The sequence below is a fragment of the uncultured Bacillus sp. genome (assembly GCF_958411575.1).
Lineage (GTDB): Bacteria > Bacillota > Bacilli > Bacillales > Bacillaceae > Bacillus > Bacillus spizizenii.
Window position 1 is genome coordinate 50,905 of the sequence record NZ_CATYRA010000002.1, and the last position, 26,364, is coordinate 77,268.

At 43.2% G+C, this 26,364-nt stretch carries 23 protein-coding genes; all 23 read left to right on the top strand.

The annotated features are described in order from the left end of the window. The 23 genes from cdsA to dapG all read left to right on the top strand — a co-directional run bounded on the left by cdsA (nt 1) and on the right by dapG (nt 26,347). Entirely contained in the window at nt 1-810 is an 810-nt protein-coding gene (cdsA, locus tag Q5C82_RS04110) for a phosphatidate cytidylyltransferase (protein WP_079996360.1), read from the top strand. A gap of 61 nt (nt 811-871) precedes the next feature. Further along, the gene (gene dxr, locus Q5C82_RS04115) at nt 872-2,023 is read left to right on the top strand and encodes a 1-deoxy-D-xylulose-5-phosphate reductoisomerase (RefSeq protein WP_003220931.1); all 1,152 of its coding nucleotides are present in this window, start codon (nt 872-874) and stop codon (nt 2,021-2,023) included. Between the two features lie 6 nt (nt 2,024-2,029). Beyond that, nucleotides 2,030-3,298 (top strand): RIP metalloprotease RseP, encoded by a 1,269-nt coding sequence (rseP, locus tag Q5C82_RS04120; RefSeq protein WP_079996361.1) that lies wholly within the window; start codon nt 2,030-2,032, stop codon nt 3,296-3,298. Nucleotides 3,299-3,330: 32 nt separating this feature from the next. Continuing rightward, nucleotides 3,331-5,025: a proline--tRNA ligase gene (proS, locus tag Q5C82_RS04125; RefSeq protein ID WP_003220935.1), complete on the top strand. Its 1,695-nt coding sequence runs from the start codon at nt 3,331-3,333 to the stop codon at nt 5,023-5,025. A 108-nt stretch (nt 5,026-5,133) separates the two neighbouring features. Continuing rightward, nucleotides 5,134-9,447: a PolC-type DNA polymerase III gene (locus tag Q5C82_RS04130; protein WP_003220937.1), complete on the top strand. Its 4,314-nt coding sequence runs from the start codon at nt 5,134-5,136 to the stop codon at nt 9,445-9,447. A gap of 329 nt (nt 9,448-9,776) precedes the next feature. Then, nucleotides 9,777-10,247 carry a ribosome maturation factor RimP gene (rimP, locus tag Q5C82_RS04135; RefSeq protein ID WP_003220940.1) on the top strand — a complete coding sequence of 157 codons (471 nt, stop codon included), beginning with the start codon at nt 9,777-9,779 and terminating at the stop codon, nt 10,245-10,247. Nucleotides 10,248-10,281: 34 nt separating this feature from the next. After that, nucleotides 10,282-11,400: a transcription termination factor NusA gene (gene nusA, locus Q5C82_RS04140; protein ID WP_003220941.1), complete on the top strand. Its 1,119-nt coding sequence runs from the start codon at nt 10,282-10,284 to the stop codon at nt 11,398-11,400. A 13-nt stretch (nt 11,401-11,413) separates the two neighbouring features. After that, entirely contained in the window at nt 11,414-11,689 is a 276-nt protein-coding gene (gene rulR, locus Q5C82_RS04145; RefSeq protein ID WP_003220944.1) for a glucose-induced regulator RulR, read from the top strand. 1 nt (nt 11,690) lies between these two features. Further along, on the top strand, nt 11,691-11,993 hold the full coding sequence (locus Q5C82_RS04150; RefSeq protein WP_003220946.1) for a YlxQ family RNA-binding protein: 303 nt from the start codon (nt 11,691-11,693) through the stop codon (nt 11,991-11,993). A 19-nt stretch (nt 11,994-12,012) separates the two neighbouring features. Further along, nucleotides 12,013-14,160, top strand: a complete 2,148-nt coding sequence (gene infB / locus Q5C82_RS04155; RefSeq protein ID WP_003220948.1) for a translation initiation factor IF-2 — start codon at nt 12,013-12,015, stop codon at nt 14,158-14,160. After that, nucleotides 14,157-14,435, top strand: coding sequence for a DUF503 domain-containing protein (locus Q5C82_RS04160; protein WP_003220950.1), 279 nt, complete (start codon nt 14,157-14,159; stop codon nt 14,433-14,435). The genes infB and Q5C82_RS04160 overlap by 4 nt, the downstream gene beginning before the upstream one ends. A gap of 16 nt (nt 14,436-14,451) precedes the next feature. Beyond that, on the top strand, nt 14,452-14,805 hold the full coding sequence (rbfA, locus tag Q5C82_RS04165; RefSeq protein WP_003220952.1) for a 30S ribosome-binding factor RbfA: 354 nt from the start codon (nt 14,452-14,454) through the stop codon (nt 14,803-14,805). Nucleotides 14,806-14,887: 82 nt separating this feature from the next. Next, complete coding sequence (truB, locus tag Q5C82_RS04170) at nt 14,888-15,817, top strand: tRNA pseudouridine(55) synthase TruB (protein ID WP_003220954.1); 930 nt, start codon at nt 14,888-14,890, stop codon at nt 15,815-15,817. Between the two features lie 18 nt (nt 15,818-15,835). Further along, on the top strand, nt 15,836-16,786 hold the full coding sequence (gene ribF / locus Q5C82_RS04175; protein ID WP_003220956.1) for a bifunctional riboflavin kinase/FAD synthetase: 951 nt from the start codon (nt 15,836-15,838) through the stop codon (nt 16,784-16,786). A gap of 156 nt (nt 16,787-16,942) precedes the next feature. Next, nucleotides 16,943-17,212: a 30S ribosomal protein S15 gene (rpsO, locus tag Q5C82_RS04180; protein ID WP_003220957.1), complete on the top strand. Its 270-nt coding sequence runs from the start codon at nt 16,943-16,945 to the stop codon at nt 17,210-17,212. Nucleotides 17,213-17,384: 172 nt separating this feature from the next. After that, on the top strand, nt 17,385-19,502 hold the full coding sequence (gene pnp, locus Q5C82_RS04185) for a polyribonucleotide nucleotidyltransferase (RefSeq protein ID WP_003220961.1): 2,118 nt from the start codon (nt 17,385-17,387) through the stop codon (nt 19,500-19,502). Between the two features lie 117 nt (nt 19,503-19,619). Continuing rightward, nucleotides 19,620-20,579: a polysaccharide deacetylase family protein gene (locus Q5C82_RS04190; protein WP_003220962.1), complete on the top strand. Its 960-nt coding sequence runs from the start codon at nt 19,620-19,622 to the stop codon at nt 20,577-20,579. Between the two features lie 39 nt (nt 20,580-20,618). Then, nucleotides 20,619-21,848 (top strand): pitrilysin family protein, encoded by a 1,230-nt coding sequence (locus Q5C82_RS04195; protein ID WP_003220964.1) that lies wholly within the window; start codon nt 20,619-20,621, stop codon nt 21,846-21,848. A gap of 78 nt (nt 21,849-21,926) precedes the next feature. Then, nucleotides 21,927-22,184, top strand: coding sequence for a YlmC/YmxH family sporulation protein (locus tag Q5C82_RS04200; RefSeq protein WP_003220966.1), 258 nt, complete (start codon nt 21,927-21,929; stop codon nt 22,182-22,184). 192 nt (nt 22,185-22,376) lie between these two features. Then, on the top strand, nt 22,377-23,270 hold the full coding sequence (gene dpaA, locus Q5C82_RS04205; protein WP_003220968.1) for a dipicolinic acid synthetase subunit A: 894 nt from the start codon (nt 22,377-22,379) through the stop codon (nt 23,268-23,270). Between the two features lie 2 nt (nt 23,271-23,272). Beyond that, on the top strand, nt 23,273-23,875 hold the full coding sequence (dpaB, locus tag Q5C82_RS04210) for a dipicolinate synthase subunit B (protein ID WP_003220970.1): 603 nt from the start codon (nt 23,273-23,275) through the stop codon (nt 23,873-23,875). Nucleotides 23,876-24,000: 125 nt separating this feature from the next. Further along, entirely contained in the window at nt 24,001-25,041 is a 1,041-nt protein-coding gene (gene asd / locus Q5C82_RS04215; RefSeq protein WP_003220972.1) for an aspartate-semialdehyde dehydrogenase, read from the top strand. A 91-nt stretch (nt 25,042-25,132) separates the two neighbouring features. Beyond that, nucleotides 25,133-26,347: an aspartate kinase gene (dapG, locus tag Q5C82_RS04220; protein WP_003220974.1), complete on the top strand. Its 1,215-nt coding sequence runs from the start codon at nt 25,133-25,135 to the stop codon at nt 26,345-26,347. Nucleotides 26,348-26,364 lie beyond the last annotated feature (17 nt).

The window sequence follows — 26,364 nt, forward strand, 5'->3', positions numbered from 1 at the left end:
ATGGTGGACATGAAACAAAGAATTTTGACAGGTGTTCTGGCAGCAATTGTATTTTTATTTTTGGTTATTGTCGGGAAATTGCCGTTCACCATATTAATTTATGCTATGGGCAGTGTGGCGCTTTTTGAACTTTTACGGATGAAAAAGCTGAAGCTGGTTTCACTGCCGGGTTTGATCGGTCTTTTATTATTGTGGATGTTCTTATTGCCAAGCCAGTATTCGTTTTTTGAAGCGGACGGTATTTCAAAAATGGAAATCGCTTTGTTTGCGGTACTGCTTTTGCTGACTTACACAGTGTTGGTGAAAAACACCTTTACTTTTGATGAAGTCGGTTTTATTACGCTTGCAGCAATTTACATCGGAATGTGTTTTCATTATTTTATAGAAATCAGAAATCTTGACCAATACGGGTTAACATACATTTTTTACGCGTGTGTTGTCATTTGGTCCACTGATTCCGGTGCATATTTTGTCGGGAAAGCGCTTGGTAAGCGAAAACTGTGGCCTGAAATCAGTCCGAATAAAACAGTGGAAGGATTTGTAGGTGGAATTGTTATTGCACTTGTATTGGCGACGATTTTTCAGCTTGTTGCACATCTTCCGGTCCCGTATATCTATCTGTTATTGATCACGCTGTTTTTGTCTGTTTTCGGACAACTTGGAGATTTAGTGGAATCCGCCTTAAAAAGACATTACGATGTAAAGGATTCTGGGAAGATTCTTCCCGGGCATGGCGGTATCTTAGACCGTTTTGACAGTTTCTTGTTTGTCATGCCTTTCTTGTACTTTCTGCTTGCCCTTTTTTCATAAAAAAGTCTAATATGAATATGAGACTGATCATGCAGCAAAAAGAATAGGAGTAGTGGCAACTTTGAAAAATATTTGTCTTTTAGGAGCAACAGGATCAATCGGCGAACAGACACTAGATGTACTTCGTACACATCAAGATCAATTTCAGCTGGTATCTATGTCGTTTGGCAGAAATATCGATAAGGCCGTTCAAATGATAGAGGCCTTTCAGCCGAAGTTTGTCTCTGTCGGTGATCTGGATACATATCATAAATTAAAACAAATGTCTTTTTCTTTTGAATGCCAAATCGGGCTGGGAGAAGAGGGACTGATAGAAGCAGCAGTGATGGAGGAGGTTGACACCGTTGTCAACGCCTTGCTCGGAAGTGTCGGTCTTATCCCGACGTTAAAGGCAATTGAACAGAAAAAAACAATTGCGCTTGCAAATAAGGAAACTCTTGTCACTGCAGGGCATATAGTAAAAGAACACGCTAAGAAATACGATGTTCCGCTGCTGCCTGTTGACAGTGAGCATTCGGCCATTTTTCAAGCGCTACAAGGCGAACAAGCTAAAAACATTGAACGCCTCATCATTACGGCATCCGGCGGAAGTTTTCGGGACAAGACGCGGGAGGAGCTCGAATCAGTAACGGTTGAGGACGCATTAAAACATCCGAATTGGTCAATGGGTGCAAAAATTACGATTGATTCGGCTACAATGATGAATAAGGGGTTAGAGGTGATCGAGGCGCATTGGCTTTTCGATATACCATATGAACAAATTGATGTGGTTTTACATAAGGAGAGCATCATCCATTCAATGGTTGAGTTCCATGACAAAAGTGTGATCGCACAGCTCGGAACTCCGGATATGAGGGTTCCAATTCAATATGCGCTCACTTATCCTGACCGGTTGCCATTACCAGATGCGAAAAGGCTTGAATTATGGGAAATCGGCAGCCTCCATTTTGAGAAAGCTGATTTTGACAGGTTCCGCTGCTTACAATTTGCTTTTGAATCAGGTAAAATAGGAGGAACAATGCCAACAGTGCTAAATGCGGCAAATGAAGTAGCTGTCGCTGCCTTTTTAGCCGGCAAGATACCGTTTTTGGCTATTGAAGACTGTATCGAAAAGGCACTATCCCGCCATCAGTTAGTTAAAAAACCGAGCCTGGCGGACATTCAAGAAGTGGACAAAGATACCCGGGGATACGTCAATTCAATACTCACATAAGGTGGTATGTTCGTGAATACAGTTATAGCGTTTATCATTATTTTCGGAACGCTCGTTTTCTTCCATGAACTGGGCCATTTATTGCTAGCCCAAAGAGCGGGAATTCTCTGCCGTGAATTTGCGATCGGCTTCGGTCCAAAGATTTTTTCTTTCAAAAAAAATGAAACAGTTTATACGATCAGGCTCCTTCCAGTCGGCGGATTTGTCCGTATGGCTGGCGAAGATCCGGAAATGATTGAGGTGAAACCCGGTTACACGGTCGGGCTTCTGTTTAATAAAGAAGATCAAGTTGAGAAAGTCATCATCAATCAAAAGGAAAAATACCCGGATGCTTTAGTCATCGAAGTGGAAACAGCGGATTTAGAGCATGACATGAAGATCACAGGCTATGAACAGGGGAAAGAGGATGAGCTTTCCAGCTTTACTGTCAGCCAAACATCCTTTTTCATTGTAGACGGAGAAGAAGTGCAGATTGCGCCGTATAATCGCCAATTTGGTTCCAAACCTGTGTGGCAGCGGATTAAAGCGATTGCTGCAGGGCCGATTATGAACTTTATTTTAGCTTACGTCATTTTAGTGATGCTTGGGCTGATTCAAGGCGTGCCGTCAAATGAGCCTGTGCTCGGGCAGCTGACTGACAATGGCCGGGCGGCCGAAGCGGGGCTAAAAGAAGGGGATTACATCCAAAGCATTAACGGAGAGAAAATGAGGTCTTGGACTGACATTGTCTCCGCTGTAAAAGAAAATCCGGAAAAAGAAATGGATGTTGCCGTAAAAAGAAATAACAAAACGCTTCATATTGCAGTGACTCCGGAAGCTGTGAAGGATGAGAACAAAAAAACAATCGGACGTTTCGGTTCCTATGCGCCGACTGAAAAAGGTGTTCTCTCAGCGGTTGCTTACGGCGCGACATCAACAGTTGATGTCACCAAAGCCATTTTAACCAACTTAAGCAAATTAGTAACAGGCCAATTTAAACTTGATATGCTGTCAGGTCCTGTCGGCATATATGACATGACAGACCAAGTGGCGAAAACAGGGTTAGTGAACTTATTCCAGTTTGCTGCGTTTTTAAGCATTAACCTTGGGATTGTCAACTTGCTTCCGATCCCGGCACTTGACGGAGGAAGACTGTTATTCCTATTTATTGAAGCGATTCGGGGCAAACCGATTAACAGGGAAAAAGAAGCATTTGTTGTGTTTATCGGGGTAGCTTTCTTAATGCTTCTTATGCTGGTCGTCACATGGAATGATATCCAGCGGCTGTTCTTGTAAACGAAAAGTAAAACAATCAGAGGTGCGAAGAAATGAGACAAAGCTTGACGCTTATTCCTACGCTCCGTGAAGTTCCAGCTGATGCCGAAGCAAAAAGTCATCAGCTTCTTCTGAGAGCAGGATTTATCAGACAGAATACGAGCGGGGTATACAGCTATATGCCTCTTGCGTATAAGGTGATTCAAAACATTCAGCAGATTGTTCGTGAAGAAATGGAGAAAATTGATGCCGTAGAAATGCTTATGCCCGCATTGCAGCAGGCTGAGACATGGCAGGAATCAGGCAGATGGTATACGTATGGTCCTGAACTGATGAGACTAAAAGACCGTCATGGCCGTGAATTTGCTTTAGGGGCAACGCATGAAGAAGTTATCACTTCACTTGTTCGCGATGAGGTTAAATCTTATAAGCGTCTCCCTCTGACTCTGTATCAAATTCAGTCTAAGTTCAGAGATGAAAAACGTCCTCGCTTCGGTTTGTTAAGAGGCCGCGAATTTATTATGAAGGATGCGTATTCTTTCCATGCAACTGAAGAGAGTCTGGATGAAACGTATCAAAAAATGTACGAGGCCTATTCTAATATTTTTGCCCGCTGCGGCATTAATGTAAGACCTGTCATCGCCGATTCAGGCGCTATGGGAGGAAAGGATACGCACGAGTTTATGGCGCTTTCTGCAATCGGTGAGGATACAATTGCGTATTCTGATGAATCACAATATGCGGCTAATATCGAAATGGCTGAAGTTCTTTATCAAGAAGTCCCTTCTGATGAAGAGCCTAAAGCTTTAGAGAAAGTCCACACGCCTAACGTGAAAACAATTGAAGAACTGACTGCGTTTTTACAAGTTTCCGCTGAAACCTGCATTAAATCGGTTTTGTTTAAAGCAGATGACCGTTTTGTCTTAGTGCTTGTAAGAGGCGACCATGAAGTCAACGATATTAAAGTGAAAAACCTGCTTCATGCAGAAGTTGTGGAGCTTGCCACATCTGAAGAGGTCATTCAGCAGCTCGGAACAGAGCCAGGCTTTGTCGGCCCTGTCGGTGTCAATCAAGATGTTGAAGTATATGCCGATCAGGCTGTGAAAGCAATGGTCAATGCTGTTGCCGGTGCGAATGAAGGAGATCATCATTATAAAAATGTCAACGTGAACCGTGACGCGCAAATTAAAGAATTCGCTGATCTTCGTTTTATTAAGGAAGGTGATCCTTCACCAGATGGTAAGGGCACGATCCGTTTTGCAGAAGGAATCGAGGTCGGACAAGTCTTTAAACTCGGAACACGCTACTCAGAAGCGATGAATGCGACATACTTAGACGAAAACGGACGCGCGCAGCCAATGCTGATGGGCTGTTACGGAGTAGGTGTGTCAAGAACGCTTTCTGCTATTGCTGAACAGCATCACGACGATAAAGGATTAATATGGCCAAAAAGCGTTGCGCCGTACGATCTTCATATTCTTGCTTTGAACATGAAAAACGATTCACAAAGAGAGCTTGCTGAAAAGCTGTATGCCAATTTAAAAGCAGAAGGCTATGAAGTGCTCTATGATGATCGTGCTGAACGCGCCGGCGTAAAATTCGCTGATTCAGATCTAATCGGCCTTCCAATCCGCATCACTGTCGGAAAACGTGCGGACGAAGGAATTGTCGAAGTGAAAATCCGTCAAACGGGTGAGTCAACTGAGGTTTCAGTAGATGAATTAACTGCTTTTATCAGCAAGCAGTAATCACCATAACGATTTATCAAAAAACATGTTAAAATAGAAATAATAGAAGGTACCTCATTGCCTGAGGTACCTTCACTTATGATGTTTTTAGGGAGGGATACTGTCTTAATGGAACAGTTATCAGTAAACAGAAGGCAGTTTCAAATTCTTCTGCAGCAGATTAATATGACAGATGATACCTTCATGACATACTTTGAAGATGGCGAGATTAAAAAGCTGACAATACACAAAGCTTCTAAGTCTTGGCATTTTCATTTTCAATTTAAATCTTTGCTGCCTTTTCAAATATATGACACATTAACAACGAGGCTGACGCAATCGTTTGCCCACATAGCAAAAGTGACATCTTCAATTGAAGTGCAGGATGCCGAGGTCAGTGAAAGTATCGTTCAAGACTACTGGTCACGATGCATTGAAGAATTGCAAGGCATTTCGCCGCCGATTATCAGTCTCTTAAACCAGCAAAAACCGAAGCTAAAGGGAAATAAACTGATTGTCAAAACAAAAACGGACACAGAAGCGGCTGCTCTTAAGAACAAATACAGTTCCATGATTCAAGCCGGCTACCGTCAATTTGGTTTCCCAGACCTTCAGCTTGATGCTGAAATATTTGTATCCGAGCAAGAAGTTCAAAAGTTTCGGGAGCAAAAACTTGCAGAAGACCAAGAGAGGGCCATGCAGGCGCTGATTGAAATGGAGAAGAAAGATAAAGAAAGTGATGAAGATCAAGTGCCATCTGGGCCTCTTGTCATCGGTTACCAAATTAAAGATAGCGAAGAAATCCGGACGCTTGACAGCATCATGGACGAAGAACGGAGAATTACAGTCCAAGGTTACGTGTTTGATGTGGAGACCCGCGAGCTGAAAAGCGGGCGTACGCTGTGTATCTTCAAAATTACAGACTACACAAATAGTATTTTAATCAAAATGTTTGCACGTGAAAAAGAAGATGCGGCACTAATGAAGTCTCTGAAAAAAGGAATGTGGGTAAAAGCACGCGGAAGCATTCAAAATGACACTTTCGTCAGAGATCTCGTCATGATCGCAAATGATGTAAACGAAATAAAAGCAAAAACCCGGGAAGATTCGGCTCCTGAAGGAGAAAAAAGAGTGGAATTGCACTTGCATTCCCCAATGAGCCAAATGGATGCTGTTACGGGTATTGGAAAGCTTGTCGAACAGGCGAAAAAATGGGGGCATGAGGCCATTGCTTTGACGGACCATGCTGTCGTTCAATCATTCCCTGATGCGTATTCTGCCGCCAAAAAGCATGGAATTAAAATGATTTACGGGATGGAAGCGAATCTCGTTGATGATGGCGTGCCAATTGCTTATAACGCTGCACACCGTCTGCTTGAGGAAGAAACATATGTTGTTTTTGACGTCGAGACGACGGGACTGTCTGCTGTATACGATACCATTATTGAGCTGGCTGCAGTAAAAGTAAAAGGCGGAGAAATTATTGATAAATTTGAGGCGTTTGCGAACCCGCACCGTCCGCTTTCAGCCACAATCATAGAGCTGACTGGCATCACCGATGATATGCTTCGCGATGCTCCGGATGTCGTAGATGTGATAAGAGATTTCAGAGAATGGATTGGCGATGATATCCTTGTCGCTCATAATGCGAGCTTTGATATGGGATTCTTAAACGTAGCTTATAAAAAGCTTCTTGAAGTCGAAAAAGCTAAAAACCCAGTCATTGATACGCTTGAGCTTGGGCGTTTTCTTTATCCGGAATTTAAGAACCACCGTTTGAACACACTTTGTAAAAAGTTTGATATCGAACTCACACAGCATCACCGTGCGATCTATGATACTGAGGCGACTGCTTATTTGCTTCTGAAAATGCTGAAGGACGCAGCTGAAAAAGGCATTCAATACCATGATGAGCTAAATGAAAATATGGGTCAGTCCAACGCTTATCAAAGATCTAGACCGTATCATGCAACATTACTCGCTGTGAACAGCACGGGGCTTAAAAATTTATTTAAGCTTGTGTCACTTTCTCATATTCATTATTTTTACAGAGTGCCTCGTATCCCGAGATCTCAGCTTGAGAAATATAGGGAAGGGCTTCTGATCGGTTCGGCTTGTGACAGGGGAGAGGTTTTTGAAGGGATGATGCAAAAATCGCCTGAAGAGGTTGAAGATGTCGCGTCATTCTATGATTATCTTGAGGTTCAGCCGCCTGAAGTGTACCGTCACTTGCTAGAGCTTGAACTGGTCCGCGATGAAAAATCGCTGAAAGAAATTATTGCGAATATCACGAAATTGGGTGAAAAGCTTAATAAACCGGTTGTTGCTACGGGAAATGTTCATTACTTGAATGATGAGGATAAAATTTACAGAAAGATTTTAATATCTTCTCAAGGCGGGGCCAATCCGCTGAACAGACATGAATTGCCGAAAGTGCATTTCAGAACGACAGACGAAATGCTTGAAGCATTTTCTTTCTTAGGCGAAGAAAAAGCGAAGGAAATTGTTGTTACCAATACCCAAAAGGTTGCTTCTTTAATCGATGATATCAAGCCGATTAAAGATGATTTGTATACACCGAAAATCGAAGGCGCCGATGAAGAAATCAGAGAAATGAGCTACCAGCGTGCAAGAAGCATTTACGGCGAACAGCTGCCTGAAATTGTCGAAGCGCGGATTGAAAAAGAATTAAAGAGTATCATTGGCCACGGCTTCGCTGTTATTTACTTGATCTCTCACAAACTTGTAAAACGTTCACTAGATGACGGGTATCTCGTAGGTTCCCGTGGTTCTGTAGGATCTTCATTAGTTGCGACGCTTACTGAGATTACTGAGGTCAACCCGCTGCCGCCGCACTATGTCTGCTCTGAGTGCCAGCATTCTGAGTTCTTTAATGACGGTTCTGTCGGTTCCGGTTTTGACTTGCCCGACAAGATATGTCCTCATTGCGGAACACCTTTGAAAAAAGACGGCCATGATATTCCGTTTGAAACATTCTTAGGATTTAAAGGGGACAAAGTACCTGATATCGATTTGAACTTCTCAGGGGAATATCAACCGCAAGCACACAATTACACAAAAGTATTGTTCGGAGAAGACAATGTATATCGAGCGGGAACAATAGGCACAGTTGCAGAAAAAACAGCCTACGGTTATGTAAAAGGCTATGCCGGAGACCATAACCTCCACATGCGCGGGGCTGAAGTAGATCGGCTCGTACAGGGATGTACAGGTGTAAAACGTACAACTGGACAGCACCCTGGGGGGATTATCGTAGTTCCGGATTATATGGATATTTATGATTTTTCACCGATTCAGTTCCCGGCAGATGCCACAGGTTCAGAGTGGAAAACGACTCATTTTGATTTCCACTCCATCCATGATAACCTGTTAAAACTGGATATTCTCGGACACGATGACCCGACCGTCATTCGGATGCTTCAAGACTTAAGCGGAATTGATCCGAAAACAATTCCAACCGATGATCCTGAAGTGATGAAGATTTTCCAGGGAACCGAATCACTCGGTGTTACAGAAGAACAGATCGGCTGTAAAACAGGAACTCTTGGAATCCCTGAATTCGGAACACGATTTGTCCGGCAGATGCTTGAAGATACAAAGCCGACAACTTTTTCCGAGCTCGTTCAGATTTCAGGCCTATCTCACGGAACTGATGTATGGCTCGGTAATGCGCAAGAGCTCATCCACAATAATATTTGTGAGCTGAGTGAGGTTATCGGCTGCCGTGACGACATTATGGTTTATTTAATCTATCAAGGTCTTGAGCCGTCCCTTGCCTTTAAAATCATGGAATTTGTGCGTAAAGGAAAAGGATTAACGCCTGAATGGGAAGAAGAAATGAAAAATAACAATGTCCCAGACTGGTACATTGATTCTTGTAAAAAGATTAAATACATGTTCCCGAAAGCCCACGCCGCGGCTTATGTATTAATGGCAGTCCGCATTGCTTACTTTAAAGTGCATCATGCGCTTCTGTATTATGCGGCTTATTTTACCGTTCGTGCAGACGACTTTGATATCGATACAATGATCAAGGGCTCTACAGCAATCAAGGCGGTAATGGAGGATATTAATTCTAAAGGACTTGATGCTTCACCGAAGGAAAAAAACCTTCTGACTGTTTTAGAATTAGCACTTGAAATGTGTGAGAGAGGCTATTCATTCCAAAAAGTCGATTTATATCGCTCCAGCGCTACAGAGTTTATTATTGACGGCAACAGTCTTATCCCGCCGTTTAACTCCATTCCTGGATTAGGGACGAACGCCGCTCTAAACATTGTAAAGGCTCGTGAAGAAGGCGAATTCCTCTCAAAAGAAGATTTGCAAAAGAGAGGGAAAGTGTCAAAAACGATTCTAGAGTATTTAGATCGTCATGGCTGTCTTGAATCACTGCCTGATCAAAACCAATTGTCATTGTTCTAATATAGAAGCAGAATTTCTCTCGAAATTCTGCTTCTATGCATATATATCCGCAAAAAGTGCCATCGTAACATTAGAGTTTCTGTCATTTGCTTAGGTATGAAGGTAAGCGTATATCCATTTGCAATAAAAATATGGTTATGGTATAGTTTTATTGGAAATGCTAACGATTACCGAGGCAAAGAGTGGGGAAACCCGCTCTTTTGTATTGAACAAGAGAATTTTGTCTCGACATGTTCATCGTTTACTTTTTAGCCCCTGCTCTCTTGAAGCAGGGTTTTTATGCAGAGTGACGAGACGAATATGATATCGACAGCACAAGGAGGAAGAACATGAGCAAAAAAGTGACTGACACCGTTCAAGAAATGGCTCAGCCAATCGTAGACAGCCTTCAGCTGGAACTCGTTGACATTGAATTTGTCAAAGAGGGTCAAAGCTGGTTCCTTCGCGTGTTTATTGATTCCGATGACGGTGTGGATATTGAGGAATGTGCCAAAGTAAGCGAAGCTTTAAGCGAAAAGCTTGATGAGGCAGATCCAATCAGCCAAAATTACTTTCTTGAAGTCTCATCTCCGGGAGCTGAGCGTCCGCTAAAGAAAAAAGCCGATTTCGAAAAATCACTTGGAAAAAATGTGTATATTAAGACCTATGAGCCTATTGAGGGCGTAAAAGTGTTTGAAGGTGAACTGGCTGAATTTGATGGACAAACAGTGACAGTTGAGATCACGATCAAAACAAGAAAGAAACGAATCAATATTCCGTATGAAAAGATAGCTAATGCAAGATTAGCTGTTACATTCTAATGAATACAAATGTTTTAAGGGGGGAGACCGTTAAATGAGCAGTGAATTATTAGATGCTCTCACGATTCTTGAAAAAGAAAAAGGCATCAGCAAAGAAATTATCATTGAAGCAATCGAAGCTGCGTTAATTTCTGCTTATAAGCGGAATTTTAATCAAGCGCAAAATGTACGGGTGGATTTAAACCGTGAAACAGGCTCCATCCGTGTATTTGCAAGAAAAGATGTCGTTGACGAAGTATACGACCAAAGGCTGGAGATCTCTATTGAAGAGGCGCAGGGCATCCATCCGGAATATATGGTCGGCGATGTCGTTGAAATCGAAGTAACGCCTAAGGATTTCGGGCGCATAGCTGCTCAAACAGCGAAGCAGGTCGTCACACAGCGTGTGCGCGAAGCTGAGCGCGGTGTGATATATTCTGAATTTATCGACCGTGAAGAAGACATCATGACAGGTATCGTTCAGCGCCTGGACAATAAGTTTATCTACGTGTCTTTAGGCAAAATTGAAGCCTTGCTGCCGGTTAATGAGCAAATGCCGAATGAAAGCTACAAGCCTCATGATCGCATTAAGGTATATATCACAAAAGTAGAAAAAACGACGAAGGGCCCGCAGATTTATGTGTCAAGAACACATCCAGGCCTGTTAAAGCGTTTGTTTGAAATCGAAGTGCCTGAAATTTATGATGGAACTGTCGAGCTGAAATCTGTTGCCAGAGAAGCTGGCGACCGTTCAAAAATTTCTGTTCGCACAGACGATCCTGACGTGGATCCTGTCGGCTCATGCGTAGGCCCTAAAGGCCAGCGTGTTCAGGCGATCGTCAATGAATTAAAAGGTGAAAAAATTGACATTGTCAACTGGTCCAGTGATCCTGTAGAATTTGTCGCGAATGCGCTCAGCCCTTCGAAAGTGCTGGATGTCATCGTTAATGAAGAAGAAAAAGCGACAACTGTGATTGTTCCTGATTACCAGCTGTCTCTGGCGATTGGCAAAAGAGGACAAAACGCACGCTTAGCTGCTAAACTGACAGGCTGGAAGATTGATATTAAGAGCGAAACGGACGCAAGAGAACTTGGAATCTATCCGAGAGAACTTGAAGAAGAAGACGATGAGCCGCTCTTTACGGAGCCTGAAACTGCTGAATCGGATGAATAAGAGGTGACCTTAGGTGAATAAACACAAAAAGATCCCGTTACGCAAATGTGTAGTGACTGGTGAAATGAAGCCTAAAAAGGAACTGATCCGAGTTGTACGTTCGAAAGAAGGCGAAGTCTCAGTAGACCCGACCGGAAAAAAGAACGGGCGGGGTGCTTATTTAACGCTCGATAAAGAGTGCATCTTAACAGCAAAAAAGAAAAACACTTTGCAAAATCAATTTCAATCACAAATCGATGACCAGATTTTCGAAGAATTGCTGGAACTGGCGGAAAAGGTGAAAAAATAAAATGTCTGGAATGGAATGGTTTCCCTTGCTGGGTCTGGCCAATCGAGCTCGTAAGGTCGTGTCAGGCGAAGACTTGGTAATAAAAGAAATCAGGAATGCGCGTGCAAAGCTTGTCCTGCTTACAGAGGATGCATCATCTAACACAGCGAAAAAAGTAACCGACAAGTGCAATTATTATAAAGTCCCTTATAAAAAAGTCGAGAGTCGCGCGGTTCTTGGACGTTCTATCGGTAAAGAAGCCCGTGTCGTTGTCGCCGTCACTGACCAAGGTTTTGCGAATAAGCTGATCAGCTTGCTCGATTAATATTTTTGGGGGTGAACGAATGGCTAAAATGAGAGTATACGAATATGCAAAAGCGTTAAATGTTTCAAGTAAGGAAATTTTGACCGCACTGAAAAACATGGATTTAGAAGTGAATAATCATATGGCCATGCTTGAGGAAAAGGCCATTAAACAGCTTGATGCCAAATATAAAAAAGGCGGCGCAGCCGCTAAATCTCAAAAGCCAGCAGAAACGAACAAAAACAAACAGCCGCAAGGGATCAATCAGCAATCAGCTGGAAATCAACCAAATAAAATTCGAGACGGAAAGAAGAATGACGTGCAGAATAATCAATTTAACAAAAACAAGAAGAATAACAACAACAAAAAAAATAAACGCAACCACAACAATAAAAACCAACATCAGCAAAAGCCTGTAAAGCCGAAAAAAGAGCTTCCTGAGAAAATTACATTCTCTGGCACATTAACAGTCGGCGCACTGGCAGAAGAGCTTGGCAAAGAGCCTTCAGAAATCATTAAAAAGCTGATGCTTCTTGGCGTAATGGCAACCATTAACCAAGAGCTTGATAAAGACACAATTGAACTCATTGCATCAGAATATGGTGTTGAAACAGAAGAAGTTATTGTGCTTGAAGAAACAGAGCTGGAAAAATACGAAGAGCCTGATAATGAAGAGGATCTTGAAATTCGTCCTCCTGTCGTTACGATCATGGGTCACGTTGACCACGGGAAAACGACGCTTCTTGACAGCATCCGTAAAACGAAGGTTGTTGAAGGAGAAGCAGGCGGAATCACTCAGCATATTGGTGCTTACCAAATTGAAGAGAACGGCAAGAAAATTACGTTCTTGGATACTCCGGGCCACGCCGCATTTACAACGATGCGTGCACGCGGTGCAGAAGTAACTGATATTACAATTCTCGTTGTTGCTGCTGATGACGGCGTAATGCCGCAAACAGTAGAAGCGATTAACCATGCAAAAGCTGCTGAGGTTCCAATTATCGTTGCTGTGAATAAAGTCGATAAAGAATCTGCAAATCCTGACCGTGTGATGCAAGAACTGACGGAATACGGACTTGTCCCTGAAGCTTGGGGTGGGGAAACCATTTTTGTTCCGCTTTCCGCTTTAACTGGAAAAGGCATTGATGAACTCGTTGAAATGATTTTGCTTGTAAGTGAAGTAGAAGAATTGAAAGCGAATCCGAATCGCCAGGCAAAAGGAACGGTTATTGAAGCAGAACTCGATAAAGGCAGAGGGTCAGTTGCGACATTGCTCGTACAGACTGGAACACTGCATGTCGGTGATCCGATCGTAGTCGGCAATACATTTGGCCGTGTCCGTGCAATGGTTAACGACATTGGACGCCGTGTGAAAACTGCCGGCCCGTCAACTCCGGTTGAAATTACCGGTTTAAATGATGTCCCTCAAGCGGGAGACCAATTCCTTGTCTTTAAAGATGAAAAAACAGCTCGTTCTGTTGGGGAAGCCCGTGCTTCGAAACAGCTTGAAGAGCAGCGCAGCGATAAAGCGAAGCTTAGTCTTGATGACTTATTCGAGCAAATTAAACAGGGTGATGTAAAAGACATCAACATCATCGTAAAAGCTGACGTTCAAGGATCTGCTGAAGCTTTAACAGCCGCACTTCAAAAAATTGAAGTAGAGGGCGTTAAAGTAAAAATCATCCATACAGGCGTTGGTGCAATTACCGAATCTGACATTATCTTGGCATCTGCTTCCAATGCGATTGTTATCGGGTTTAATGTGAGACCGGACGGAAATGCTAAGAGTACGGCTGAAGCTGAAAATGTAGATATTCGCCTTCACCGTATCATCTACAAAGTAATCGACGAGATTGAAGCTGCCATGAAAGGTATGCTTGATCCTGAATATGAAGAAAAAGTAATTGGTCAAGTAGAAGTACGCCAAACATTCAAAGTATCTAAAATCGGTACAATTGCCGGCGGATATGTTACTGAAGGAACCATTACGCGCGACAGCGGCCTCCGTTTAATTCGTGACGGCGTCGTCATCTTCGAAGGCGAAGTAGACGTTCTGAAACGTTTTAAAGACGATGTGAAAGAAGTTTCACAAGGCTATGAATGTGGTATTACAATTAAGAAATACAATGACATTCGCGAAGGTGACATTCTTGAAGCGTTTGTCATGCAAGAAATTGAAAGAACGTGATCGGATTTGCGGAGTGTGAATGCATCATTTATGATGCAGGATCGCTAAAAGAAAAGCGTGCCGTTCTGAAGCGGATTCTAACCAGGGTTCAAAACAAGTTCAATGTTTCGATTTCGGAGATTGGCTATCAGGACACATGGCAAAGGACCAGCTTCGGAATCGCCGCTGTTTCTTCCTCTCGCGTTCAAACAGAAAAAGAGCTGCAGCGCGTCCTAGCGTTTATCGATTCTTTTCCTGAAATTGAACGGACGATCACTAGGACAGAATGGTTTTAACTTAGAGGTGATTGAATTGAGTATGAGAGCAAACCGTGTCGGCGAGCAAATGAAAAAAGAACTCGGTGATATTATCAGCCGCAAGCTGAAAGATCCGAGAATTGGTTTTCTGACAGTAACGGATGTACGTGTATCAGGTGATTTGCAAATTGCAAAGGTGTATATCTCGGTTCTCGGTGACGAGAAAAAACGGGAGGAAGCGCTGAAAGGGCTTGAAAAGGCAAAAGGATTTATCCGATCCGAAATCGGCAGCCGCATCAGACTTCGAAAAACACCTGAAATTGAATTTGAGTTCGATGAATCAATCGATTACGGAAATCGTATCGAAACACTGATTCACGAAATACATTCAGAGAAACCATCTGAATAAAAATGGAGAGGATAGGCGTATATCGTCTGTCCTCTTTTCTGCGTTTTAAAGAGAAAAGCTCAAAAGAAGGAGTGAAAGACAAATGGTTAACGGAGTTCTCCTTTTACATAAACCAGTTGGCATGACATCACATGACTGTGTCATGAAGATCCGCAAACTGTTAAAAACGAAAAAAGTAGGACATACGGGGACGCTCGATCCAGAAGTGTCAGGCGTGCTTCCGATTTGTGTGGGAAGAGCGACAAAAATTGTCGAATACTTAACTGAAAAGTCTAAAACGTATGATGCGGAAATAACGCTTGGCTTTTCAACGACAACTGAGGATCAAACGGGCGAAACGGTTGAAACAAAGCCTGTCAATCAAGACATTGATAAAGCGGTAGTAGAAAAGGTGTTAAACAGTTTAAAGGGTAAACAAGAACAAATTCCTCCCATGTATTCCGCTGTAAAAGTAAACGGCAAAAAATTATACGAGTACGCAAGAGCAGGGATTGAAGTAGAACGTTCGAAACGCATGATTACCATTGAAGACATCGCCCTGACGACAGAGATTAAACTTAACGGAGAAACCGCAAGCTTTCGATTTACAGTGACATGCTCCAAAGGGACCTATGTAAGGACGCTGGCGGTCATGATCGGCGAAAAACTCGGATATCCGGCTCATATGTCTCATCTAATTCGTACGGCATCCGGAGATTTTTCTCTCGACGAATGCTTTACCTTTGAAGAACTGGAAGCACAGGTCCAGTCCGGAACCGTAGGAGAGCATACAGTTCCTATTGAACGTGCGCTCAATCATTTGCCGAAATGGATCATAAGTGATACATTAGCTAAGAAAGTAGAAAATGGGGCCTTGCTTGAGACGCCCGAGCAGTTTTCTGAAATGACAAGCGAAGACCGCATAGCCGTTTTTACTGAATGCGGAAACTGTTTGGCGATCTATTTCCCCCATCCTGCAAAAAAAGGGCTGTTAAAGCCGGCAAAAGTATTGATGCAAAAAAGCGAACAATAGAAAAAAGGTGACCGTTCTGTGAAGACGATACATATTACACATCCTCATCATTTAATCAAAGAGGAGCAGGCAAAGTCTGTGATGGCGTTAGGTTATTTTGACGGCGTTCATCTTGGGCATCAAAAGGTAATCGGCACAGCGAAGCAAATAGCCGAAGAAAAGGGTCTGGCATTAGCTGTGATGACCTTTCATCCTCATCCTTCTCATGTATTGGGCAGGGATCAGGAGCCAAAGGATCTGATTACGCCTCTGGAAGACAAAATAAACCAAATAGAACAATTAGGCACAGAGATTCTGTACGTCGTTAAATTTAATGAAGTATTTGCTTCTCTTTCTCCTAAGCAGTTTGCAGATCAGTATATTATCGGCCTTAATGTACAGCACGCAGTGGCGGGCTTTGACTTTACGTATGGCAAATATGGCAAGGGAACAATGGAAACTATGCCGCATGATTTAGACGGAAAAGCAGAGTGCACAATGGTAGAAAAATTAACGGAGCAGGATAAAAAAATTAGCTCCTCTTATATCCGTACCGCGCTTCAAAACGGAGACGTTGAATTGGCGAGTATCTTGCTCGGACAGCCTTATTTTATAAAAGGAATTGTCATTCACGGTGATAAAAGAGGGCGGACCATCGGGTTTCCGACAGCAAATGTCGGTTTAAATAACAGCTATATCGTTCCGCCGACGGGTGTATATGCCGTAAAAGCGGAAATGAACGGCGAAGTTTACAATGGCGTTTGCAATATCGGCTATAAGCCGACGTTTTATGAAAAACGTCCGGAGCAGCCTTCAATCGAGGTCAATCTGTTTGATTTCGATCAGGAAGTATACGGAGCCGCTATAAAAATTGAATGGTATAAACGGATTCGGAGCGAGCGAAAATTCAATGGCATCAAAGAATTAACAGAGCAAATTGAGAAGGATAAGCAGGAAGCCATCCGGTATTTCAGCAATTTGCGGAAATAACATGCAACGCACACAAATTTTATTCTAAAATATTTGCATATGGGCACGATTTTTAGTATGATAGTTTTCGTAGTCTTAAAACCATTGCTTGGCAATCCGAAGTCACCGACGGTTGCTAGGTAACTGGGGCTAAATATGATTTGGAGGTGAAACAGGATGGCAATTACTCAAGAGCGTAAAAACCAACTCATCAATGAGTTCAAAACACACGAATCTGATACTGGATCTCCAGAAGTTCAGATCGCTATCCTAACTGACTCAATTAACAACTTGAACGAGCATTTACGTACTCATAAGAAAGACCACCACTCACGTCGCGGTCTTCTTAAAATGGTAGGTAAGCGTCGTAATCTTCTTACGTATCTACGTAATAAAGACGTAACTCGTTACCGTGAGTTAATTAACAAACTAGGCTTACGTCGATAATCGTAAAAAGCGGGAGGATTCCCGCTTTTTTATCGTATTAAAGCGAAATTTCTTATAACAAATCATTGAAATCCTTTTACATACTACTTTGACATTGATATGTTCAATTCATTTCGTTCATAATAGGAGTAATTGATTATTTCACACAACGAAGAGAGGAGTTCGTAATCGTATGGGACAAGAAAAACATGTCTTTACCATAGATTGGGCCGGAAGAACGCTTACCGTTGAAACCGGCCAGCTTGCCAAACAGGCAAACGGTGCTGTGATGATCCGCTACGGTGATACCGCAGTACTTAGTACAGCAACCGCTTCAAAAGAACCAAAACCGCTTGATTTCTTCCCGCTTACTGTAAACTATGAGGAAAGATTATATGCGGTAGGAAAAATTCCGGGCGGATTTATTAAAAGAGAAGGACGTCCAAGTGAAAAAGCGGTTCTTGCCAGCCGTTTAATCGACCGTCCGATCCGTCCTTTGTTTGCAGATGGATTCCGTAATGAAGTTCAAGTTATCAGCATTGTCATGAGTGTTGACCAAGACTGCTCTTCTGAAATGGCTGCCATGTTCGGTTCATCTCTTGCTCTATCTGTATCGGATATTCCGTTTGAAGGACCAATTGCAGGGGTTACTGTCGGACGCATTGATGATCAATTTATCATTAACCCGACAGTCGATCAGCTTGAGAAAAGCGATATCAATCTTGTCGTTGCCGGCACGAAAGATGCCATTAACATGGTAGAAGCGGGAGCGGACGAGGTTCCTGAGGAAACTATGCTTGAAGCCATTATGTTTGGCCATGAAGAGATTAAACGCCTGATTGCATTCCAAGAAGAAATTGTAGCAGCAGTCGGCAAAGAGAAATCAGAAATTGCGCTTTATGAAATTGATGAAGAGCTTAGTGATAAAGTAAAAGCTTTAGCAGAAGAAGATCTGTTGAAGGCTATCCAAGTTCATGAAAAGCATGCTCGCGAAGATGCCATTAATGAAGTGAAAAACACAGTTGTGGCAAAATTCGAGGATGAAGAGCATGATGAAGACACAATCAAGCAAGTGAAGCAGATTTTATCCAAGCTGGTGAAAAATGAAGTGCGCCGCCTGATAACTGAAGAGAAAGTAAGACCGGACGGCCGCGGTGTCGATCAAATCCGCCCGCTTTCTTCTGAGGTCGGCCTCTTGCCAAGAACGCACGGGTCAGGTCTGTTTACAAGGGGACAAACACAGGCCCTAAGCGTATGTACGTTAGGTGCTCTAGGAGATGTGCAAATTCTTGACGGCTTAGGTGTTGAAGAGTCAAAACGGTTTATGCATCACTATAACTTCCCGCAATTCAGCGTTGGGGAAACAGGACCAATGCGTGGGCCGGGACGCCGTGAAATCGGACACGGAGCACTGGGTGAGCGTGCGCTTGAGCCAGTTATTCCGTCTGAAAAAGACTTCCCTTACACTGTCCGTCTTGTATCAGAAGTGCTTGAATCAAACGGTTCTACGTCTCAAGCAAGTATTTGCGCAAGCACACTTGCAATGATGGATGCCGGTGTACCAATCAAAGCCCCAGTTGCGGGAATTGCGATGGGTCTTGTCAAATCAGGCGAACATTATACTGTTCTGACTGACATTCAAGGCATGGAAGACGCGCTTGGAGATATGGACTTTAAAGTAGCCGGAACGGATAAAGGCGTAACAGCGCTGCAAATGGACATTAAAATCGAAGGCCTTTCCAGAGAGATTCTTGAAGAAGCACTTCAGCAGGCAAAAAAAGGGAGAATGGAAATTCTCAACAGCATGCTAGCGACATTAAGCGAATCAAGAAAAGAGCTTTCTCAATATGCGCCTAAGATTTTAACAATGGCCATTAATCCTGATAAAATCCGCGATGTCATCGGGCCGAGCGGAAAACAAATCAATAAGATCATCGAAGAAACCGGTGTTAAAATTGATATTGAGCAGGACGGCACAATCTTTATTTCTTCAACAGATGAAAGCAGCAACCAAAAAGCGCAAAAAATCATCGAAGACCTTGTCAGAGAGGTTGAAGTCGGCCAGCTTTACCTAGGTAAAGTGAAACGAATCGAAAAATTCGGGGCTTTCGTTGAAATTTTCAGCGGAAAAGACGGTTTGGTGCACATTTCAGAGCTTGCGCTTGAACGCGTAGGAAAAGTTGAAGATGTTGTGAAAATCGGAGACGAGATTCTTGTCAAGGTCACTGAAATTGATAAACAAGGACGAGTCAATTTGTCCCGTAAAGCGGTGCTCCGTGAAGAGAAAGAAAAAGAAGAACAACAATCTTAAATGAAAACATAAAAAGGAGCCTGGGAGACCCGGCTTCTTTATTTTGAAGCTTTTAAAAAGCAGACGGGTTCTACCTTGTCCTTCTCCTTCATAATGTGAGGTGAGGGGGGACAGAACATGTACAAAAAATTTGTGCCGTTTGCCGTTTTTCTATTTCTTTTTTTTGTCTCATTTGAGATGATGAAAAATCCGCACACACTTGATTATATAGGGGCAATGAAAAAAGATACGGTGACTGTCACGGCGTCCAAAGACCCGTTATATGAAGAATTGCTTCAAAAAGCGCCTGAGTACGAAGTCAAGCCCCAGGATGCCAGAATCGATAAAGTGTGGAAAAGTATTCCCGGCTACAATGGATTGAAGGTCAATATTGAACAATCATATAAAAAAATGAAAAAGCACGGCGAGTTTCGAGAAAACGACCTGGTATACAGCCAAGTAAAACCAAGCGTTCATCTCGAGTCTCTTCAGCCTGAGCCTATTTATAAAGGAAATCCTGACAAACCGATGGTGGCTTTATTAATTAATGTGGCATGGGGAAATGAGTATTTGGAAAAAATGCTCCCTATCCTGGAAAAGCACCAAGTCAAGGCTACGTTCTTTTTAGAAGGCAATTGGGTGAGAAACAATGAACAGCTCGCTAAGAAGATTGCGGAAGACGGACATGAAATCGGAAATCATTCATACAATCATCCAGATATGAGCAAACTGACTACAGGAAGAATTTCCGAGCAGCTCGACAAGACAAATGAGCAAATAGAACAAACGATCGGCGTTAAGCCGAAGTGGTTCGCTCCGCCGAGCGGAAGTTTCCGAAAAGCGGTTGTCGATATTGCAGCTGAGAAACAGATGGGAACAGTCATGTGGACAGTTGATACGGTCGATTGGCAAAAGCCGGCTCCGTCTGTACTTCAAACGAGAGTGTTAAGCAAGATACATAATGGTGCCATGATTTTAATGCATCCGACTGACTCCACGGCGGAAAGTCTTGAAGTGCTGATTACAAAGATAAAAGATAAAGGATACGCGCTTGGAACAGTCACTGAACTAATGGATGAAACAAGACTGTTGAAGTAACAGATGCAGGCAGCTTGTCTTTGAATAGGAGGAACAAATTTGATTAAACGATATACGTGTCAAAATGGTGTAAGAGTTGTGCTGGAAAATAACCCGACAGTCCGTTCTGTTGCGATCGGCGTATGGATCGGTACAGGTTCGCGGCACGAAACGCCGGAGATAAACGGGATTTCTCACTTTTTAGAGCATATGTTCTTTAAAGGGACGAGCACAAGATCTGCACGCGAGATAGCAGAATCTTTTGATCGTATTGGCGGTCAGGTCAATGCGTTTACTTCAAAGGAATATACCTGCTACTATGCAAAGGTGCTTGACGAGCATGCGAATTACGCGCTGGACGTATTAGCAGATATGTTCTTTCATTCAACGTTTGATGAAAACGAGCTGAAAAAAGAAAAAAATGTAGTATATGAAGAAATTAAAATGTATGAAGATGCGCCAGACGACATTGTACATGATTTACTGAGCAAAGCCACTTACGGCAATCATTCTTTAGGCTACCCAATTCTAGGCACAGAAGAAACGCTTGCTTCCTTCAACGGTGACTCTCTCAGACAATACATGCATGATTATTATACGCCGGACCGAGTGGTCATTTCGGTAGCGGGCAATATATCTGACAGTTTTATCAAAGATGTAGAAAAATGGTTCGGGTCATACGAGGCGAAAGGCAAAGCGACAGGCCTTGAGAAACCGGAGTTCTACACGGAAAAACTGACGAGAAAAAAAGAAACAGAGCAGGCTCATTTGTGCCTTGGATTTAAGGGCCTTCAGGTTGGCCATGAACGCATTTATGATTTAATCGTCCTGAATAATGTGCTCGGAGGCAGCATGAGCAGCCGGCTGTTCCAAGATGTACGAGAAGATAAAGGCCTCGCTTATTCTGTTTACAGCTATCACAGCTCTTATGAGGACAGCGGAATGCTTACCATTTACGGAGGAACGGGTGCAAATCAGCTTCAGCAGCTGTCAGAAACCATTCAAGAAACCCTTGCCACATTAAAACGCGACGGCATTACCTCAAAAGAGCTGGAAAACAGCAAAGAGCAAATGAAGGGAAGCTTGATGCTGAGCTTAGAAAGCACAAACAGCAAAATGAGCCGAAATGGGAAAAATGAACTGCTGCTCGGCAAACATAAAACTTTAGATGAGATCATCAATGAATTAAACGCGGTGAACTTAGAGCGTGTCAACGGCCTTGCCAGACAATTGTTTACTGATGATTATGCACTGGCACTCATCAGCCCTTCCGGCAATATGCCGTCTTAAATAGGAAAAGCCTGCCCCTTAACGGAGCAGGCATTTTTTTATCCCTTTGATCATACATAGTACAAGGGGGTGACAGACATGCGGCTCAGTGAATTATCAGGAAAGGAAATTGTAGACATCAAAAGAGCTGAACGGCTGGGAGTGCTTGGCCAGACCGATTTAGAAATCAATGAACAGGATGGCCAGATTACAGCACTCCTCATTCCGACAGTTAAGTGGTTTGGTTTGAGAAAACATGGTCATGACATTCGTGTCCCCTGGCATCATATTCAAAAGATCGGATCAGATATGATCATATTAGACGTACCTGAGGAAATGTCTCCTCGACAAGAGTAAATGAAAAAAGCCCATTATGACTGTGATGCGGGCTCTAAAGTAAACATCTGAAACATCGGCTTTTGGCAGCCGATGTTTTTTTATATGAAAAAAGCGCATGTTTTAATTCACCGGTATTTCCTTTTGATCATAAGATGAAGGGGAGCTTAACAACTAGAGATCCAGTATATACAAAGAAGGTGAACGTTTAGAATGTTAACCGGATTGAAAATTGCAGTTATCGGCGGTGACGCAAGACAGCTCGAAATTATAAGAAAGCTCACTGAACAGCAGGCTGACATCTATCTTGTCGGTTTTGACCAATTGGATCACGGTTTTACCGGAGCAGTAAAATGCAACATTGATGAAATTCCTTTTCAGCAAATAGACAGCATTATTCTTCCAGTGTCTGCGACAACAGGAGAAGGTGTCGTATCGACGGTATTTTCGAATGAAGAGGTTGTGTTAAAACAGGACCACCTCGACAAAACGCCTGGACACTGTGTCATTTTCTCAGGAATTTCTAACGCTTATTTAGAAAACATTGCAGCTCAAGCAAACAGAAAACTTGTTAAGCTGTTTGAGCGGGATGACATTGCGATATACAATTCTATTCCAACAGTAGAAGGAACGATCATGCTGGCTATTCAGCACACGGATTATACGATACACGGATCTCAGGTGGCCGTTCTTGGTCTAGGACGCACCGGGATGACGATTGCCCGTACATTTGCCGCGCTTGGGGCGAATGTAAAAGTGGGGGCAAGAAGTTCAGCGCATCTGGCACGCATCACTGAAATGGGGCTCGTTCCTTTTCACACCGATGAGCTGAAAGAGCATGTAAAAGATATAGATATTTGTATTAATACCATACCGAGTATGATTTTAAATCAAGCGGTTCTTTCTAGCATGACACCAAAAACCTTAATATTGGATCTGGCCTCACGTCCCGGGGGAACGGATTTTAAATATGCCGAAAAACAGGGGATTAAAGCACTTCTTGCCCCTGGCCTTCCAGGGATTGTCGCACCTAAAACAGCCGGGCAAATCCTCGCAAACGTCTTGAGCAAGCTTTTGGCTGAAATACAAGCTGAGGAGGGAAAATAAGGATGTCGTCATTAAAAGGGAAAAGAATCGGGTTTGGACTGACCGGATCGCATTGCACATATGAAGCGGTTTTCCCGCAAATTGAGGCGCTGGTCAACGAAGGAGCGGAAGTGCGTCCGGTTGTCACATTTAACGTGAAATCCACAAATACCCGATTTGGAGAGGGAGCAGAATGGGTTAAAAAAATTGAGGATCTGACTGGATATGAGGCCATTGATTCAATTGTAAAGGCAGAGCCCCTTGGGCCGAAGCTGCCCCTTGACTGCATGGTCATTGCTCCTTTAACCGGCAATTCAATGAGCAAGCTTGCAAATGCCATGACAGACAGTCCGGTGCTGATGGCGGCAAAAGCGACAATCCGAAACAATCGGCCGGTCGTTCTTGGCATCTCGACAAATGATGCTCTCGGTTTAAACGGAACAAATTTAATGAGGCTCATGTCAACAAAAAATATCTTTTTTATTCCATTCGGGCAAGACGATCCATTTAAAAAACCGAATTCAATGGTAGCCAAAATGGATCTGCTTCCGCAAACCATTGAAAAGGCACTAATGCATCAGCAGCTTCAGCCGGTTCTAGTTGAGAATTATCAGGGAAATGACTAAATTTACAGAAAATCTTTCCCAAACTAAAAATTTCGGTCATCACCCGCATATTCTATGGTAAAATAAAACGTAAAATCATAGTCAAATCAATTCAATGAGGCTGATTGGCGGAAGGAGTTTTACAGATGGGAAGAGGTTTACACGTAGCTGTTGTCGGAGCGACAGGAGCTGTAGGGCAACAAATGCTTAAAACACTTGAAGACAGAAACTTTGAAATGGACACACTTACATTGCTATCTTCAAAACGCTCTGCGGGGACAAAAGTCACGTTTAAAGGCGAAGAGCTGACAGTTCAGGAAGCTTCTCCTGAGAGCTTTGAAGGGGTAAATATTGCTTTGTTCAGCGCCGGCGGAAGCGTATCACAAGCATTGGCACCAGAAGCTGTAAAACGCGGCGCTATTGTTATAGATAATACGAGTGCGTTCCGTATGGACGAAAATACACCGCTTGTTGTGCCTGAAGTGAATGAGGCAGACTTGCATGAACACAACGGCATCATTGCCAATCCTAACTGCTCTACAATCCAAATGGTTGCGGCTCTTGAACCGATCCGCAAAGCATACGGCTTAAACAAAGTGATCGTATCAACTTACCAGGCGGTATCAGGAGCGGGAAATGAAGCTGTAAAAGAGCTTTACAGCCAAACACAGGCGATTTTAAATCAAGAAGAAATTGAGCCTGCGATCATGCCTGTAAAAGGTGACAAAAAACACTATCAAATCGCCTTCAACGCGATTCCGCAAATTGATAAATTCCAAGATAACGGCTATACGTTTGAGGAAATGAAAATGATAAATGAAACGAAAAAAATTATGCACATGCCAGACCTTCAAGTAGCGGCTACATGTGTGAGACTGCCAATTCAAACTGGGCACTCCGAGTCAGTCTACATTGAGGTGGACCGTGATGACGCTACAGTTGAAGATATTAAAAATCTATTAAAAGAAGCTCCGGGCGTGACACTTCAGGATGACCCAAGCCAACAGCTTTATCCGATGCCTGCTGATGCCGTCGGCAAAAACGATGTGTTTGTGGGCCGCATCCGCAAAGACTTGGACAGAGCAAACGGTTTTCATTTATGGGTTGTTTCTGATAACCTATTAAAAGGCGCGGCATGGAACTCTGTTCAAATTGCAGAAAGCCTGAAAAAACTAAACCTCGTATAATAGAGAGAATTTCCTAAAGACGAATAGAAGAGAGTAAGGCACTATCAGCCTGCTCTCTTCTGTTACGTCCGAATAATTTGGAGTGAAAACAGTGAAGATAATTGTTCAAAAGTTCGGCGGAACATCTGTAAAAGATGATAAAGGCCGCAAACTGGCTTTAGAGCATATTAAAGAAGCAATCAGTGAAGGATATAAGGTTGTCGTTGTCGTTTCAGCGATGGGCCGGAAAGGAGACCCGTACGCTACAGATTCTTTACTGGGGCTGCTTTACGGCGATCAGTCAGCGATTTCTCCACGGGAGCAGGATTTGCTTTTATCTTGCGGAGAGACTATTTCCTCTGTCGTCTTTACAAGCATGCTGCTTGATAACGGTGTGAAAGCAGCTGCGCTGACAGGGGCTCAGGCTGGCTTTTTAACGAATGATCAGCATACCAATGCGAAAATCATTGAAATGAGACCGGAGCGTTTATTCGGTGTGCTCGCGAATCATGACGCTGTAGTCGTCGCAGGATTCCAGGGAGCAACTGAAAAGGGTGATACAACAACGATCGGCAGAGGGGGCAGCGACACGTCCGCAGCCGCACTCGGAGCAGCTGTTGACGCGGAATACATCGATATTTTCACCGATGTAGAAGGTGTGATGACTGCTGACCCGAGAGTGGTGGAAAATGCGAAACCGCTTCCTGTCGTGACATATACAGAAATTTGCAACCTGGCGTATCAAGGGGCGAAGGTCATTCATCCGCGGGCTGTGGAAATTGCGATGCAGGCCAAGGTTCCGATCCGCGTCCGTTCGACTTATTCGAAAGATAAAGGCACATTGGTGACATCGCATCACTCTTCCAAAGTCGGAAGCGATGTTTTTGAAAGGCTGATTACGGGAATTGCCCATGTCAAAGATGTCACGCAGTTCAAAGTGCCTGCCAAAATTGGCCAGTATAACGTTCAGACTGAAGTGTTCAAAGCGATGGCGAATGCGGGAATCAGTGTTGATTTCTTTAACATTACACCTAGTGAAATTGTATATACGGTGGCCGGGAATAAAACAGAAACAGCTCAGCGTATTTTAATGGATATGGGCTATGATCCGATGGTAACCAGAAATTGCGCGAAGGTATCGGCGGTCGGAGCAGGCATTATGGGTGTTCCTGGTGTCACGTCAAAAATTGTTTCAGCTCTTTCGGAAAAAGAAATTCCGATCCTTCAGTCGGCTGACAGCCATACGACGATATGGGTGCTTGTCCATGAAGCGGATATGGGACCTGCTGTAAACGCTTTGCATGAAGTGTTTGAACTTTCCAAGTAAATGTGATTGAATCATGA

Excerpts from the sequence above, each read along its gene's own strand:
- rpsO (WP_003220957.1), top strand. The coding sequence starts at position 16,943 with ATGGCAATTACTCAAGAGCGTAAAAACCAACTCATCAATGAGTTCAAA.
- rimP (WP_003220940.1), top strand. The coding sequence starts at position 9,777 with ATGAGCAAAAAAGTGACTGACACCGTTCAAGAAATGGCTCAGCCAATC.
- Q5C82_RS04150 (WP_003220946.1), top strand. The coding sequence starts at position 11,691 with ATGTCTGGAATGGAATGGTTTCCCTTGCTGGGTCTGGCCAATCGAGCT.
- asd (WP_003220972.1), top strand. The coding sequence starts at position 24,001 with ATGGGAAGAGGTTTACACGTAGCTGTTGTCGGAGCGACAGGAGCTGTA.
- Q5C82_RS04200 (WP_003220966.1), top strand. The coding sequence starts at position 21,927 with ATGCGGCTCAGTGAATTATCAGGAAAGGAAATTGTAGACATCAAAAGA.
- dpaB (WP_003220970.1), top strand. The coding sequence starts at position 23,273 with ATGTCGTCATTAAAAGGGAAAAGAATCGGGTTTGGACTGACCGGATCG.
- pnp (WP_003220961.1), top strand. The coding sequence starts at position 17,385 with ATGGGACAAGAAAAACATGTCTTTACCATAGATTGGGCCGGAAGAACG.
- rseP (WP_079996361.1), top strand. The coding sequence starts at position 2,030 with ATGTTCGTGAATACAGTTATAGCGTTTATCATTATTTTCGGAACGCTC.
- proS (WP_003220935.1), top strand. The coding sequence starts at position 3,331 with ATGAGACAAAGCTTGACGCTTATTCCTACGCTCCGTGAAGTTCCAGCT.
- Q5C82_RS04190 (WP_003220962.1), top strand. The coding sequence starts at position 19,620 with ATGTACAAAAAATTTGTGCCGTTTGCCGTTTTTCTATTTCTTTTTTTT.
- truB (WP_003220954.1), top strand. The coding sequence starts at position 14,888 with ATGGTTAACGGAGTTCTCCTTTTACATAAACCAGTTGGCATGACATCA.
- nusA (WP_003220941.1), top strand. The coding sequence starts at position 10,282 with ATGAGCAGTGAATTATTAGATGCTCTCACGATTCTTGAAAAAGAAAAA.
- dpaA (WP_003220968.1), top strand. The coding sequence starts at position 22,377 with ATGTTAACCGGATTGAAAATTGCAGTTATCGGCGGTGACGCAAGACAG.
- infB (WP_003220948.1), top strand. The coding sequence starts at position 12,013 with ATGGCTAAAATGAGAGTATACGAATATGCAAAAGCGTTAAATGTTTCA.
- cdsA (WP_079996360.1), top strand. The coding sequence starts at position 1 with ATGGTGGACATGAAACAAAGAATTTTGACAGGTGTTCTGGCAGCAATT.
- Q5C82_RS04130 (WP_003220937.1), top strand. The coding sequence starts at position 5,134 with ATGGAACAGTTATCAGTAAACAGAAGGCAGTTTCAAATTCTTCTGCAG.